The organism is Kerstersia gyiorum (assembly GCF_048595715.1).
Lineage (GTDB): Bacteria > Pseudomonadota > Gammaproteobacteria > Burkholderiales > Burkholderiaceae_B > Kerstersia > Kerstersia gyiorum.
On the sequence record NZ_CP169556.1, the window covers coordinates 2,047,288 to 2,061,211 of the forward strand.

Sequence of the window (13,924 nt, forward strand, 5' to 3'; positions counted from 1 at the left end):
AAACTCAGAACAGCGCCGGCCAGAGCACCGGTACGTAGGTAATGATCATGAGATCGCACAGCAGCACGGCCAGGAATATCGACAGCGGCCGCATCAGGCGTTCCATGGTGACTTTGGCGATGCCGCACACCAGGAACAGGTTCACCCCGACCGGCGGCGTCACCATGCCAATGGCCAGATTGACGATGACGATCACGCCGAAGTGCACCGGGTCTATGCCCAGGCTGATCGCCACCGGCGCCAGCACCGGAGCCAGGATCAGAATGGCCGCGAAGGTTTCCATGAACAGGCCGATCACCAGTAGTGCGATATTGACCAGCAGCAGGAAGACCAGCGGGTTGTCGGACACGCCCAGCAACATGCGCGCGACCTGTTGCGGCGCCTGATAGAGCGACAGCACATAGGCGAACACAGAGGCAAAGCCGACAATCAGCAGCACAATGGCCGAGGTCACCGCCGAGCTCCAGAGAATCGCCGGCAGTTCTTTCAGCGAAATTTCGCGGTAGACGAATACCCCCAGGAGAAAGGCATAGGCCACGGCCACGACGGCGGCTTCGGTTGCCGTGAAGAAACCGCCATAGATGCCCCCCAGGATAATGACCGGCATCAGCAGCGACAGGCTCGCCTGGCACAGGGCACGCCAGACACCACGCAGCCATTCGCCAGGCGTGACGCTGGCGGCTTCGCCATAGCCATGGATGCGCGACAGAATCAGGATGGTGATAATCAGCGACGAGGCAATCAGCAGCCCGGGCAGGATGCCACCCACGAACAGCGAGGCCACGGAAGTCCCGGTCAGCATGGCATAAATGATCATGGGGACCGAAGGGGGCAGGATCACTCCCAGCTCGCCACTGGAGGCGATCACCGAGGCGGCGAACGGCCGTGGATAGCCCTTGCGCTCCATTTCCGGGATCATCACCGAGCCGATGGCTGCGGTCGTCGCCGAGGACGAGCCGCAGATCGTGGAAAAGAACATCGTAGTCAGCACGGCCGCGCCGCCCAGGCCGCCCTTGACCCAGCCGATCAGCGCCAGGCCCAGGTCGATCAGGCGCCGGGCGATGCCGCCGGTCTGCATCAGACGCCCCGCCAGCACGAAGAACGGAACCGCCATCAGGGCAAACGAATCCATGGCCTCGAACATGGTCTGCGGCACAGCAACGAGCGGAATGCCCTTGTCCATCAGCGCCGGCAACGGTGCAATACCCAGGCTGAGCGCCACAGGGATGCTGATGGCGAAGAGCATCAGCAGAATGAATACGGCAGATAACATGATGGCTTACTCCGTCGGGGTCTGGCCTGCATGGCGGATATCGCCCTGTACCAGCCAGCAGTTCAACAACAAGGCCACGGTATTGGCGAACATCAGCGCAAACCCCGCCGGCATCGCCACGTAGATCCAGGTTTTGGGCAGGGACAACACCGGACTGGTCTCGATCGCGCCGAATTCCATGAATTCCATGCCCAGCACGAACATCAGGCAGAAAAAGGCCAGACAACCCAGCAGCGCGATGTAGCGCACCCCCCTGCCCCAGGCCGGCGGCAGCCGCATCACGACGATTTCCAGCGAAATCAGCTGCGCCTGACGGCAAGCCACGCCCGCGCCCAGGAAAATGATCCAGATCATGGCGTAGCGCGATACTTCCTCGGTCCAGGGCGCGGAAATATTCAGGCCCAGCGAGGTCAGCAGGAAACGCACCACCACCTGCCACAGCGTGCAAAGCACCATCACCAGCATCAGCGTGCCCAGCAACCAGCAAATGGCCTGGTTCAGACGGTCAAAACGGTGTATCCATTTCATGGTTTTTCCCCATACAAGGGCTGCATCGCCTGGCGCACCTGCACCACGGCAAGGTCGCGCCAGTTCCTCTTGCGCGCCAGCCCGTCCAGCGCCAGCGACGCGCGCATTTCTGCATCCAGCCTGGCGGTCAACGCCTCATCCACCGGGGCGGGCAAACCTTTCTCGGCAGCCATGCCGTTGAAAATATGGCCATAGCGCCCCAGGTAATCGGCAATGCCACCAGGCGCATTCAAGTCCACACCTTCCAGCGGACCGACGGTCGCCCAACGCAGCCCCAGCCCCTGGCTCAGCAGCAGGTCTGCATCGCGGGCCGAGATCACGCCATCGGCAATCACCTGGAACATCTCCGCCAGCAGCGCGCCCTGCAGACGGTTGAGCACGAAGCCGCTGATTTCCTTGTTGATGCGCACCGGCACCTGGCCCAGCTCGCCCATGAACTCGAAGGCTTGCCGAGTGACCTCGGCATCGGTCCATGGTGCCGGAGCGATTTCCACCACGGGCATCAGGTGCGGAGGCGTCATGGGGTGGACCACCAGGCAGCGTGCGCGTCCGGGCAAGTCGTCGGCAAAACGCGAAACGCCATAGGTCGAACTGGAACTGGCCAGGATGACATGTGCGGGCAGTTGCGCATCCATGGCGGCAAACAGTTCGCGCTTGGCCGGCAACTGCTCCGATATCGCTTCCTGCACATAGTCCGCCCCGGCCAGCGCTGCTTCCAGCGAGGTTTCCTGCCGCACTCGAGCCAGCACGTCCGCCACGTCGTCGCCCTCGCGCAGCAAGGCCGCACTGGACTGCACGGCTTCTTGCAGCCCCGCTGCCGCACGCTCCCGCTGGGCCGCCTCACCGTCATACAGACGCACCTGGCACCCCGCCCGGGCAAACACCACTGCCCAGGATGTGCCGATGATGCCGCTGCCGATTACCGCTATCTGTTTCATGCTGCCTGCTTTACTGGATGGGTGAAAAGGAGACCGGCTTCATGATGCGGGTCTGTTGCGAATCTATGAGCGGCAGCACTTTGTCCAGATAGCTCTGCCAGGCGGGGTCAGCCATCATGCGGCTGCGCGCCTCATCCCGTGCATCCAGGCTGTCGTAGCCCCACAGCGCCACGACCCGATTGAGTTCGCCGATATCGGTAATGAAATACCCCAGGAAACGCCCCAGGTACTGTTTCTGCAAGGCCAGCCCGTGAGCTTCGTACAGCGCCACGAACTTGCCGGCCAGGCCGGGCTTGATGCAGTAGTCTCGTTCTTCGATGAACATGCTTGATTCCTCTCGTTTTCGGATGCGCCCGCTACAGGCAGGCTGCCGCCGCGCTACAGGCGTGGCTGATGTCGGCTGGGTGAAGGACTTCGGCCCGAAGGCCGGGGCTTGCGTCCAGGCTCGTGCTCAGGCTTTCTGGGTCCAGCCGAATACCGTGCTGGCTTCGATGGCTGCAATATCGGCGGGCCGCTCGAATGGCTCGGGCTGCGGCTCCCCCGCCTGGCGTTCGCGGCCGATCTGGCGGAAGAATCCATCCAGTCCACCTGGCATCAAGGTCCAGAAGAAGGACAGCGGGCCGGTACCTGTATTGACGAACCGATGCTTGCGGTTCTTGCCCAGGAACAGGCAGGCGCCGGGGGCCAGGGCAATTTCCTCGCCCTCCAGCTGGGCCACGCCTTCGCCTTCGTAGATGTAGATGATTTCCTCATGGGCGTCGTGGCAGTGCTCGCGCACGAAGCAACCGGGGTCTATGGTCTGGGTGCCGGCACAGAATGGCATGGCTGAACCCGCTGCATCGCTGTTGAGCAGGGTTCTGACATAACCGTTAGCCGGTTTGGGCTGCCAATAGCTGCTTCCATCTTCCGGACCGATGACGACATAGCGCCCGCGTGATTTCTCTTCCATGGTTCTTCCTGATAAAAACTGACATTGATGTCAGTATCAGTGAAAAACCACCTCAGGAAAACCTAGTGCCAACCCCAAGAACTGACATTCATGTCAGCCATTTTGGTGCATGAAAACGAGAGGGAGAGCTGCATTTCGCCTGCATCTTGGCCCAAAATCACGCGCGTTGACGCCGGACCCAGGAAAAATCAGGACTTTCCCTAGGGTCATAAACTAACAAGCATGTAAGTAAAAAGCCCCGAAGTGGTGCGGTCTTTCCAGAAACCGCACCACTTCGGGGCATCAGGGCCTGCAGAATTTTTATAACTATTTTGAAACCAAATGATTCAAAATATTTCCGGGCTCGCCAACGCTCAGGACGTCCCTCGGTTAGCGGCCGCCATGGCCGCCGCACGGGCAGCCTCGCGCGGCCCCAGTTGCAGCAGGTCGGCGCCCGACGGGGCCTGGTAAAGCTGCAGGTCGAATTCCGGGAGGATCGCCAGCAAGTGATCGAAAATATCCCCCTGGATACGCTCGTACTCCACCCAGGCGGTATTGTTGGTAAAGCAATACACCTCGACCGGAATGCCTTCCGCCGTGGGCTCCATCATGCGTACCAGCAACAGCATGTCCTTGCGGATTTCCTTGTTGGCCTGGATGTAGGCCTTGGCATACGCCCGGAAAGTCCCCAGGTTGGTCAGGCGGCGCCGGTTGACGGCATTGCCGCTTCCCTCTTCCAGCTGCTCGTTGAAGCGGCTGATTTCCTTGTCCTTTTCCTTCAGGTAGTCCTTCAGCAGATTGAAGGACTGGAAGCGATGGTGCTCCTCGTCGGACAGGAAGCGCACACTGCTGGCGTTGATGCGCAAGGTACGCTTGATGCGTCGGCCGCCGGACTCGAACATCTGGCGCCAATTGCGGTAGCTTTCAGAAAACAGCTTGTAGGTCGGAATGGTGGTGACAGTCTTGTCCCAGTTCTGCACCTTGACCGTATGCAGCGCGATGTCGATGACAAAGCCATCGGCCCCGGCCTGCGGCATTTCGATCCAGTCGCCAATGCGCAGCATGTCGTTGCTGGTCAGCTGGGTGCTTGCCACCAGCGACAGCAAGGTGTCCTTGAACACCAACAGCAGCACGGCAGACAGCGCACCCAGACCGGAAATCAGGATGACGGGCGACCGGTTCACCAGGATGGATATCACCAGTACGAAACAAATGGCCAGCAAGGCGATCTTGCCCAGCTCGATATAGCCCTTGATCGAACGGGTCTGCGCCCGTGTGGTGGCGGCGTAGGTATCCTGCAGCGCGCTGAGAAAATTGCGCAGCGCCTGGAAGAAGAAAACAATCGCCAGAATCAGCGCCAGACGACTGACCGGCCCTGCCATACGCTCGAAGTGTGGCACCACATCCGCATTGACCGACACCACCAGCGGCGGCACCGAACGCCAGAGATTGCGATAGGCGCCGCGGCGGCGCAGCGCCTCGTCCCAGTTTTCCCTTCCGCTCACATGCAGCAGGCGACGGATGATCCTCAGCACGACATGCGCAATGACGACCTGCGCCAGCAAGGCCACGACGACCAGCACGCACAGGCCGAACAAGGTCTGGGCCCATTCGCTTTTGGGCATCCAGGTATCCAGCAAGGATTGATAAAAATGAACCAGCTCTACCATTGCTTCCAGTTATTCGGGACAATTGAGGTTGCGGCATTATCGCGCATCTTATAATTCGGCCATCATGTCAGACACCACATCATCCCATCACAATCAATTCGCCAACAAGGCCAAGGCCTGGTCGGCGCGTTTCTCCGAACCCGTTTCCGATCTGGTCAAGCGCTACACGGCCTCCGTCGATTTCGATAAGCGCCTGGCGCATGTCGATATCCAGGGCTCGCTGGCCCATGCCGAAATGCTGTCCGCCGTCGGCGTCATCAGCGCCCAGGACTACGCCGACATCCAGCGCGGCATGGCCCAGGTACTGACCGAAATCGAAGCCGGCAAGTTCGAATGGTCGCTGGACCTCGAAGACGTCCACCTCAATATCGAAAAGCGCCTGGTGGAGCTGGTCGGCGATGCCGGCAAGCGCCTGCATACCGGCCGCTCCCGCAATGACCAGGTCGCCACCGACATCCGCCTCTGGCTGCGCGGCGAAATCGACATCCTGGTCGATCTGCTGGGCCAGCTGCGCCTGGCGCTGGCGCAACTGGCGCTGGAACATGCCGGCACCATCATGCCCGGCTTCACCCACCTGCAAGTCGCCCAACCCGTCACTTTCGGCCATCACCTGCTGGCCTATGCCGAGATGTTCGGCCGTGATGCCGAGCGCCTGGTCGACACCCGCCGCCGCGTCAACCGCCTGCCGCTGGGCGCTGCCGCCCTGGCCGGCACCAGCTACCCCATCGACCGCGAACGCGTGGCCAGCACGCTGGGCTTCGACGAAGTCGCCCGCAATTCGCTGGACGCCGTTTCCGACCGCGATTTCGCCATCGAGTTCTGCGCCGCCGGCTCGCTGATCATGACGCACTTCTCGCGCCTGTCGGAAGAATTGGTGCTGTGGATGAGCCCGCGCGTGGGCTTCATCGACCTGGCTGACCGTTTCTGCACCGGCAGTTCCATCATGCCGCAGAAGAAAAACCCGGACGTCCCGGAACTGGCACGTGGCAAGGCCGGCCGTGTCAACGGCAACCTGATTGCACTGCTGACCCTGATGAAAGGCCAGCCGCTGACCTACAACAAGGACAACCAGGAAGACAAGGAAGGCCTGTTCGACACGGCGGATACGCTGCGTGACACGTTGACCATCTTCGTCGACATGGTGGGCGGCATCCGCGTCAAGGCCGATGCCATGCGCGCCGCCGCACTGCAAGGCTATGCCACTGCCACCGACCTGGCAGACTACCTGGTCAAGCGCGGCCTGCCCTTCCGCGATGCCCACGAGACCGTGGCGCTGGCCGTGCGCGCCTGCGAAGAACGTGGCTGCGACCTGTCGGACCTGACGCTGGAAGAACTGCGTGCCTTCCACCCCGACATCCAGGAAGACGTGCACCACGTCCTGACACTGGAAGGCTCGGTGGCTTCCCGCTCGCATATCGGCGGCACTGCGCCGGAACGCGTGCGCATCGAAGCCCAGCGCCTCATTGACCAACTGGGCCAGGCAGCCTGAGTTGCCCCGCTCCCGACAACGCCGGCCTGATGTTTCATGGCCGGCGTTTCTGTTTGCGGACTGGGCGTTTGCGGGCTGGCCTTATCGTCGGGACGGATGATCGGGCTGTTTCGCCAACCCGATCACCAGCGCGTACTCAACCCCACGGAATACTTGCGTTCGCTGCTATTGTCCTGCCCCTTGGCCGTAACATTGGTATAGCTGGCCTTGGCATACAGCGACAGCCATTGAGTCAGGCTATAGCGCATGCCCAGCGACATATCCATGTTCTGCTCGGCGTCGTTGCTCAGGGCCTGGTAAACCTCGCCATGCGAAAACAATTGCCACTGCTTGCCGCCGAAATAGCGCGAATAGTCCCAGCTGACGCCCAGCGACTGGAAATGGATGCGCGCTGCGTCATGGTAGCGGTAGCGTGTATGGCTGGCCAGCGCCGACACCGACAAAGCGCCCAGCTCATTGTCCCAGAACTGGTAGCCGGGACCGACGGCTATGCTCTGGTCGCGTGCCGGGTCGTCGATGAAATCATGGCGATAGCGCAACCTGCCCTGGACGAAGAGTTTTTCCGTCACGAAGCGGTCCACGGTATACAGGGCCATGTAGTTGTGGGTACCCACCACGCTGTCCTGCGACTTGCGGGTGTAATCGGCCTTCAGGCCGTGGCGCCAGTTGTAGCGGCGCCAGGTCGATTGCAGCGTGACCGCCCAGTTTTCATTGCTGCTGGCCGCATGGTTGGCATCCAGCGCCAGGTCCAGGCTGCCCTGGAAGACCCAGTCCCGCAGCACAGGATGCGGCCGTACCAGGCGCTCCACCTGGGCCATGGCCAAGGGTGCAACAGCAGCTTCGCCTGGCGCCGGCACGACCTGCACCACACCCTGCCCCTGTGTGGCCACCAGACGAGCCTGGTAGCCGTCAGGCAGGCCCGGAGCCCGCAGCACCAGCGGATCGTCGGTTTCTATCTGCACCACATGCTTCCAGCCGATGCGAATTTCCCCTGCGTAGCTGGTCTTCAGCAGCAAGGTACCGGCATCCAGCAATTGCACCGTGCCGCTCAGACGATCGCCATTATCCAGGAGCACCGTATCGGCGGCGCTCACGGTGCACGCCAGGCCCAGGAATAATGCGGCGCTGCCGCGCATACAAACGTTGGCCCCGATGGCGGCGACATCCACAAGCAGATTCCTTATGAAACATAGCCCTGCAAGCGGCCGCAGCGGCCGGCGGCAGGATCAAAAGGCGTCAGGATAGCACTGCGATGGACTCCACATGGGCAGTGTGAGGAAACATATTGATGACGCCTGCCTGCTCCAGGCGATAGCCACCCTTGCGTGTCATGATGGCCACGTCCCTGGCCAGGGTGGCCGGGTTACAGGAAACATAGACGATGCGAAGGGGCCGTTCCGCCGGCAGCAAGGCCGTCAGCGCTTCGGCCAGCGCCTGGGCGCCATCGCGCGGCGGGTCTATCAGCATGCGATCGAAATACCCCAGTGAACGCAACCAGTGCACGTCGATGTCGAACAGGTTGAGTGTCTGGAAATGGGCTTTGTCAGCCAGGCCATGCTGTGCTGCCGCCAGACGGGCACGCTCGGTCAGGGCGGAACTGCCCTCCACGCCTACGACTTCGCGGCTACAGCTTGCCAGCGGCAGGCTGAAATTGCCCAGCCCACAGAAGAGATCCGCCACTCTGTCCTGGGGCTGGCATTGCAGCAGCGTCAAGGCCCGCACGACCAGCACCCGGTTGAGCGCATGGTTGACCTGGGTGAAGTCCGTGGGGCGATACGGCATGCGCAGGCCATAGGCCGGCAAGAGATAGGCCAACCGGGCGTCATCGCCCCGCACCAGGGGATGTGCGGTCTCCGGACCGCCAGGCTGCAGCCACCAGGAAATGCCATGCTGTTCGCCGAACCCGCGCAACAGTTCGATGTCCTGGCGCTTGAGAGGGGTCAGGTGGCGCAGGACCAGCACCGTCACCTGATCGCCGACCGCCAGCTCAATCTGGGGTACGCGGTCCGGGGCGGACAAGCCAGCCACCAGCACATGCAAAGGCTCCAACAGATGCGACACATGCGCAGGCAGAACATGGCACTCACGGATATCGGCCACAAAGCTGCTCTTGCGTTCGCGAAAACCGATCAACACCCCGCCCTGGCTGGGCACCACCCGCACGCTCAAGCGCGCCCGGAAGCGGTAACCCCATGCCGGACCCTGCAAAGGCGCCAGCATGCTGGCCGGCTTCAACTTGCCGATATGCGCGAAAGCGTCCTCGAGTACGCGTTGCTTGACGGCCACCTGGGCCGCAGGCTCCAGGTGCTGCATGGCACAGCCGCCACAGACGCCAAAGTGCCGGCACCGGGGCAGCACACGCTGCGTAGACGCACTGAGCACGCGCTCGACTTCAGCCACTTCGTAGGACGGCCTGGTTTTCAGTGGCCGCGCCACGACGCGCTCGCCAGGTAGCGCGCCCTCCACGAAAACGACCTTGCCCTCACGATGGGCGACGCCGCGCGCCTCCATGTCCAGCGATTCAATATCTAGTGTTTCTTGCATGGGGAAACAGGCCAAAGGCCACCCGATTTCGTTTTCAATCCTTGACGGTCAGGCGCCAGAAATTGTCTCGCCCGCACCACAAGATGTTCGTTTTTTGACCAAATAAATCTGTTTTACTGCGACTGCTGCCCATCCGCAGCGCCTGTCCTACGGTATTTTCCTGCCCGCAGAACGGCACGACGCAGCATCAGCAGCGGAATCAGCAACGCCGGCGCACTGGCCGGCGTTTACTTTTGCTTGCTTCGCAATAAGCCCATCGGGCAGGCAGGCTCAAAGGCCGCGCTCTGCCTCCCAGGCGGCCAGATACTCCTGCCAGTGCGGTTCGCCGCTGGCCGCCAGGGTATCGCGCACCAGCTGGACCTCGGCCTCATAGCTTTGCGGGTCCAGTTCGCCGCGCAGCATGCGGAAGCGGCAATAGACCAGCCAGGTATTGACGACGTCAGTCTCGCAGTAGGCCCGGACCTCATCTTCCTTGCCCGCCTGCCATGCGGGCCAGACCTGGCTGCCATCCATGCCCAGCTTGCCGGGAAAGCCACACAGCTTGGCCAGTTCATCCAGCGGAGCATTGGCGCGCCCGTTGTACTTGGCCAGCAGGTCCATGAGGTCGGTATGGCGCTGGTGATAGCGGGAAATGTAATTGTTGAAGCGGAAATCCCGGTCGTCCTCGCCCATGTCCCAGTACCGGGGCGCCTGCAACCCATGGATGAGGCTGCGGTAATGCAACACAGGCAGGTCGAAGCCGGAACCATTCCAGCTGACCAGCGTGGGCGTATAGCGCTCTATGGTCTTGAAAAAGCTGGCAATCAGCGAGGCTTCGGAATCACCGGGCTTGCCCAGCGTGCGCACTCGAAAGCCGCTGTCGTCGCGGAAGGTACAGCCGATCACTGCCACGCGCTGCAGGTGCAGCGGCAGGAAATCGCTGCCCGTGGCTTCGCGCCGCGCCGCAAAGGCACGCTCGGCGACTTCGGTGTCGGACACGTCCGCGCCCCAACCGTTCAGGCGCCGCAACCCTTCGACGTCAGGCAGGGTTTCAAGGTCGAAGACGAGTGTCGGTGTCATCGGTGCGGCAGGTACTTGAGCGGATCAACTGGCGTTCCCTGGCGGCGCACTTCGAAATGCAGGCGCGGCGAAGTGGTATCCGTCTGGCCCAATTCAGCGATGCGCTGGCCGCGCGTCACCTTGTCGCCGGTCTTGACCAGCAACTTGCGGTTATGCGCATAGGCGGTAATGAAGCCGCCGGTATGGTTGATGATGATCAGGTTGCCCAGGCCACGCACGCCATTGCCGCTATACATGACCTGGCCGGCAGCAGCAGCCGCGACCGGATCGCCCGGCTGGCCGTCGATGTCTATACCCTTGGTATTGGAGTTGAAGCCCTGGATCAGCTTGCCGTTGGACGGCCAGCCCCAGTCGATCAGGTTGGCGTCAGCCGCACGCACGACACTCTTCTCATCCGGCGCAGTGGTGCTGCCCGGCTTTGCCGTGGCAGGCGTCGCAGCCGGTGTTTCCACCGGTTTGGGCGTTTGCACCGCCACCGGCTTGGGGTCGGCAATGGCTGCCACCTGAGTGCTGCCAGTGCCCGTCGACGCAGCGCCGCCCGCGACAGCGCTGCCGGCCGGAGACAGGCGCAGCACCTGGCCGATGCGCAGTTGCGTCGGGTCGGTGATGTTGTTCCAGCGGCGCAGATCTTCCACCGAAACATTGTTGCTACGGGCAATCTGGTACAGCGTGTCGCGCGGCTGCACCGTATAGGACGCGCCGGGAATGCCGGCCGACGGTGCGGGCGTGTCGACGGCCGCGGGCCTGGCCGCGGCGCCGTCCACGATAGGCGCTGGCTGCTGGGAAGCGCAGCCAGCCAGAACCAGGGCGGCTGCCAGCACGGGAAGTCGGAAATTGCGCGTCGAGGATAAATTCGTCATAGCGATAAAAATACGTTCATGCCTTGTGCTCTGCACAAAGCGCCAATAATCAGGATTGTATGCCGGGCTTGAGCGGAACGAAACGGACCGCGTCGAGTTCCTGGCGCCGCCATTGCTGCGGGCCGGTGCGCTCGATGACCACCAGGCGCTGCTGCGCGCCGCCTTCCGGGGCGACCAGCCGGCCGCCACGCGCCAATTGCTGCAACAGGGCATCGGGAATAGACAGCCCAGCTGCGGCAACGATAATCATGTCAAATGGCGCGGCTTTGGGCAAACCCGCCATGCCGTCGCCATAGACCAGGCGAATATTGCGATACATCGGGTCGGCCAGATTGGCCCGGGCCAGATCATACAGGCCGCGCATGCGCTCGATGGCATGCACCTCGCGCACCAACCGCGACAGGACCGCGGCCTGGTAGCCGCAACCTGCACCGACTTCCAGCACACGACGCGGCGCCTTGTCCGCCATACCCAGCGCAATCATATGCGCCACGACCCACGGCTGCGAAATCGTCTGGCCAAAACCAATGGGTAGCGCCGCATCCTCATAGGCCCGGCTTGCCAGGGCTTCGTCCACAAAGCGATGGCGCGGAACTTCGTTCATGGCACGCAGCACGGCTTCGTCCGTGATGCCCTGCGCGCCCAGGCGCTGCACCATGGCGGCCCGCATGCGGTCGGAATTGAGCCCAAGGTTGCCCACGGACCTGCCAATCGCGCCCGCGTCTGCACTATTGCGTGGCGGCAATACCGCCGCCGACACCCGCGTATTGCTGTTTGCCGGCGTAATACCATGCAGCGCGTTGCTGCCGGCGGAAATACCGGTGCGACGCGCTGGCGGCGGATCAGCGGGGTTGACGGGAGGCTGCTTGCTCATAAGTGGCTCAGGCCAGCCAATCGTGCAAACGCGGCAACTGGCCGTGATGGGTCAGGTCGGTTTGCAGCGGCGTCACGGACACCGCGCCTTCGGACAAGGCATGGAAATCCGTGCCGGGCGCAGCATCGGCAGCGGCGCCAGACGGACCGATCCAGTAGATGACCTCACCTTGCGGATTGGCCGAGCGGATGACCGGCGACGAAGGATGGCGACGCCCGAGCCGCGTCACGCGCGGTGGCTTGATTTCGTGCAGCGGCAGGTTCGGAATATTGACGCTCAGCAGCGACGGCGCCGTCAGCGGGCGCGCCACCTGGCGTTCAACGATCTGCCGCGCCACGGCGGCGGCAGCGTCCAGGTTGGACCAACCCTTCTCCACCAGCGAAAAGGCAATGGCGGGCACGCCGAACAGATAACCTTCCATTGCCGCCGCCACCGTACCCGAATACAGGGTGTCGTCCCCCATGTTCGCGCCATTATTGATGCCCGAAACGACAAGATCCGGCATCTGGTCGAGCAAGCCGGTCAATGCGATATGCACGCAATCGGAAGGCGTACCGTTGACGCAGAGAAAACCATTGCTTGCGGTGCGCACGGTCAGTGGCCGGGACAAGGTCAGCGAATTGGATGCGCCGCTGTGATTGGCTTCCGGTGCGATGACTGTCAACTCTCCCAGGCCATGCAGCGCATCAACCAGCGCCTGCAGTCCAGGAGCGGAGTAACCATCATCGTTGGAAATCAAAATGCGCATATTTTTCCTGTCCATTCGTAAAGCTGCCGGCGTGCCTGATTCAGACTCATCCCCATCGGGCCGGCAGCGCCTGATTGTACCCGCCGGCACCGTTTCCGCCCACCGCGACATTGTCAAACAGCCAGATTCTGCGCACTATCTGAGGACCAACCCCGGCAGGGCCGGCTGTCTGTCCCCCTCGCGCGGCCAATTGCATACGTGCATCGCCAGACTCATACCTTACAATAGGCGGCCTCGCTTGACTGCCTTTTGCCCAGATTTCCCCCATGAACGAATACGCCGTGCTGCCCTGGATCATCGTGCCCCTGGCCTATCTCATAGGCTCCCTGCCTTTTGCCGTGATCGTCAGCAAGATCATGGGCTTGCAGGACCCGCGCCAGTATGGGTCGGGCAACCCGGGCGCCACCAATGTCCTGCGTACCGGCAACAAGACGGCTGCAGCGCTGACCTTGCTGGGCGATGCCGCCAAAGGCTGGCTGCCGGTATGGACGCTGCGTACCTGGGGGCCGGAATATGACATGGGCACCAGCGTGCTGGCCCTGACCGCCATTGCTGTCTTCCTCGGCCACCTCTTCCCCCTGTTCCTGGGGTTCAAGGGCGGCAAAGGCGTGGCGACGGCCTTGGGTGTGCTGCTGGGTCTAGCGCCCTGGCTGGCGCTGCTGGTGGCCCTCACCTGGCTGGCCTCGGCGCTGATCTGGCGGTATTCCTCGCTGGCTGCACTGATTGCCGCCGCCGCCGCGCCGCTGTTCTATATCCTCGGTTCCGGCATTGCCTGGCGCTCAAGCATGGCAGTCGGTACCGCCATCGTCGTCATGAGCCTGCTGCTCTTCACCCGCCACCGCGCCAACATCGAACGCCTCTTGGCAGGCAAGGAAAGCCGCATCGGCCAGAAAAAGTCGCAGCATGGCGGCAATGCCTCGCTTTCCGGGAAAATGCACCCCAACACCGACGCCCGCAAGCAACGCAAACGTTAATCTGCCAGAGCACCAGGCGCCCGCTATCGGCAGCGCCCG

At 62.4% G+C, this 13,924-nt stretch carries 13 protein-coding genes and 1 pseudogene; 2 read left to right on the forward strand and 12 right to left on the reverse strand.

From position 1 onward, the window contains the following. Window positions 1–4: 4 nt before the first annotated feature. The 6 genes from ACEW7X_RS09065 to ACEW7X_RS09090 all read right to left on the reverse strand — a co-directional run bounded on the left by ACEW7X_RS09065 (window position 5) and on the right by ACEW7X_RS09090 (window position 5,337). Window positions 5–1,273: a TRAP transporter large permease gene (locus ACEW7X_RS09065; protein ID WP_420177097.1), complete on the reverse strand. Its 1,269-nt coding sequence runs from the start codon at window positions 1,271–1,273 to the stop codon at window positions 5–7. 6 nt (window positions 1,274–1,279) lie between these two features. Next, window positions 1,280–1,801 (reverse strand): TRAP transporter small permease, encoded by a 522-nt coding sequence (locus ACEW7X_RS09070; protein WP_068369530.1) that lies wholly within the window; start codon window positions 1,799–1,801, stop codon window positions 1,280–1,282. After that, a complete protein-coding gene (locus ACEW7X_RS09075) occupies window positions 1,798–2,739 on the reverse strand; it encodes a 3-hydroxyacyl-CoA dehydrogenase (protein WP_134838446.1) in 942 nt (313 codons plus the stop codon). Before ACEW7X_RS09075 ends, ACEW7X_RS09070 begins: the two co-directional genes overlap by 4 nt. A gap of 10 nt (window positions 2,740–2,749) precedes the next feature. Beyond that, entirely contained in the window at window positions 2,750–3,064 is a 315-nt protein-coding gene (locus ACEW7X_RS09080) for an NIPSNAP family protein (RefSeq protein WP_068369540.1), read from the reverse strand. Between the two features lie 126 nt (window positions 3,065–3,190). After that, window positions 3,191–3,688 (reverse strand): cupin domain-containing protein, encoded by a 498-nt coding sequence (locus ACEW7X_RS09085; RefSeq protein WP_068369543.1) that lies wholly within the window; start codon window positions 3,686–3,688, stop codon window positions 3,191–3,193. 353 nt (window positions 3,689–4,041) lie between these two features. Next, window positions 4,042–5,337: a mechanosensitive ion channel family protein gene (locus ACEW7X_RS09090; RefSeq protein WP_130487515.1), complete on the reverse strand. Its 1,296-nt coding sequence runs from the start codon at window positions 5,335–5,337 to the stop codon at window positions 4,042–4,044. A gap of 64 nt (window positions 5,338–5,401) precedes the next feature. On the opposite strand from ACEW7X_RS09090, the gene argH reads away from it, so the two are divergent. After that, a complete protein-coding gene (gene argH / locus ACEW7X_RS09095; RefSeq protein ID WP_420177098.1) occupies window positions 5,402–6,826 on the forward strand; it encodes an argininosuccinate lyase in 1,425 nt (474 codons plus the stop codon). A 122-nt stretch (window positions 6,827–6,948) separates the two neighbouring features. On the opposite strand, the gene ACEW7X_RS09100 is transcribed toward argH, so the two are convergent. The 6 genes and pseudogenes from ACEW7X_RS09100 to surE form a co-directional block, all read right to left on the reverse strand. Then, window positions 6,949–7,920, reverse strand: coding sequence for a DUF481 domain-containing protein (locus ACEW7X_RS09100; RefSeq protein ID WP_420177099.1), 972 nt, complete (start codon window positions 7,918–7,920; stop codon window positions 6,949–6,951). Between the two features lie 151 nt (window positions 7,921–8,071). Next, window positions 8,072–9,370, reverse strand: a pseudogene (gene rlmD / locus ACEW7X_RS09105) (23S rRNA (uracil(1939)-C(5))-methyltransferase RlmD); the annotation flags it as partial. 270 nt (window positions 9,371–9,640) lie between these two features. Beyond that, window positions 9,641–10,429 (reverse strand): 3'-5' exonuclease, encoded by a 789-nt coding sequence (locus ACEW7X_RS09110; protein ID WP_068369550.1) that lies wholly within the window; start codon window positions 10,427–10,429, stop codon window positions 9,641–9,643. Continuing rightward, window positions 10,426–11,289 carry a peptidoglycan DD-metalloendopeptidase family protein gene (locus tag ACEW7X_RS09115; RefSeq protein WP_068369551.1) on the reverse strand — a complete coding sequence of 288 codons (864 nt, stop codon included), beginning with the start codon at window positions 11,287–11,289 and terminating at the stop codon, window positions 10,426–10,428. Before ACEW7X_RS09115 ends, ACEW7X_RS09110 begins: the two co-directional genes overlap by 4 nt. A 49-nt stretch (window positions 11,290–11,338) precedes the next feature. Beyond that, entirely contained in the window at window positions 11,339–12,163 is an 825-nt protein-coding gene (locus tag ACEW7X_RS09120) for a protein-L-isoaspartate(D-aspartate) O-methyltransferase (protein ID WP_130487514.1), read from the reverse strand. A 7-nt stretch (window positions 12,164–12,170) separates the two neighbouring features. After that, window positions 12,171–12,911 carry a 5'/3'-nucleotidase SurE gene (gene surE, locus ACEW7X_RS09125; protein WP_068369555.1) on the reverse strand — a complete coding sequence of 247 codons (741 nt, stop codon included), beginning with the start codon at window positions 12,909–12,911 and terminating at the stop codon, window positions 12,171–12,173. Between the two features lie 266 nt (window positions 12,912–13,177). Here surE and plsY point away from each other — a divergent pair, with 266 nt between their 5' ends. Beyond that, complete coding sequence (gene plsY, locus ACEW7X_RS09130; RefSeq protein ID WP_068369558.1) at window positions 13,178–13,885, forward strand: glycerol-3-phosphate 1-O-acyltransferase PlsY; 708 nt, start codon at window positions 13,178–13,180, stop codon at window positions 13,883–13,885. Window positions 13,886–13,924 lie beyond the last annotated feature (39 nt).